This window comes from Gordonia polyisoprenivorans NBRC 16320 = JCM 10675, assembly GCF_000241325.1.
Classification (GTDB): Bacteria; Actinomycetota; Actinomycetes; order Mycobacteriales; family Mycobacteriaceae; genus Gordonia; species Gordonia polyisoprenivorans.
Map to the genome: position 1 here is coordinate 1 of NZ_BAEI01000103.1, position 759 is coordinate 759.

The 759-nt window shown below is 67.5% G+C and carries 1 protein-coding gene; it reads right to left on the minus strand.

Annotated features, from left to right (window positions below):
- Window positions 1–759, minus strand: a 759-nt coding sequence (locus tag GOPIP_RS27715; RefSeq protein WP_006373226.1) for a DUF222 domain-containing protein, incomplete at both ends; no start/stop codon positions are given.

Here is a 759-nt window from a genome sequence, read left to right on the forward strand (position 1 = left end):
GGTCTGCGCAATCAGATCGGCCAGAGACGCTTTGATGATCAGGTGCGGCGGTAGGCCGCGATGGGATTGGGGGCCGAGACCGACATCCAGTCCGGCGCGCAGGACTGCTTCCAACGCGTCGTGGTTGCGTTGGACTTGGTCGCGGTGATCGCGGGCTGCGGCAGCCGCCAACGCGTCGGGATCAGCGTCTTCGCGACTCCCGGTGGGGGAATCCGGGTCGGCGGGGTTGTTCATTCCGGGGGCCGCCCACGCGGCGAGTACTGCTTCGAGGTGCGCGGTGAGGGTGGGGGTCATCTGCCCGGACAACCCACTCATTTTCTGCGCGTCTTGCCGGCCGATGCGGATCTGGCGGCGGCGTTGCCGATCCGAATCGTCGGTCAGGTGGCCGTCGGGGTCGAGGTGCGCCAACACCCGTGCCCCCAAAATCCGGAGGTCGGACGGGGTGTGGGTGCGGGCGTAGCGGGCCATCGTGGCGTCGGCCGACATTTTCTCGTCGAACGGCACTGCCGCCGGGATACGGTCCAGCACGTCGATCACCACCGCCGCATGCGACGAGCCGGCCGCCCCAGACGCCATCGCTTCGGCCAACGCCGGATACTTGGGGGCGGCGACCTCACCGGTAAAGGTGTGGAAGGTGGCGGTCGCTTTCAGTTGTTTCCACCGCCGCCACGGTTCCGACACACGCAACAAGCCGATCATGGCGTCGGTGGTGGACCCGAACCCGTATTCGCGGGCCAGATGCCGGTCGGAGAATTCCAC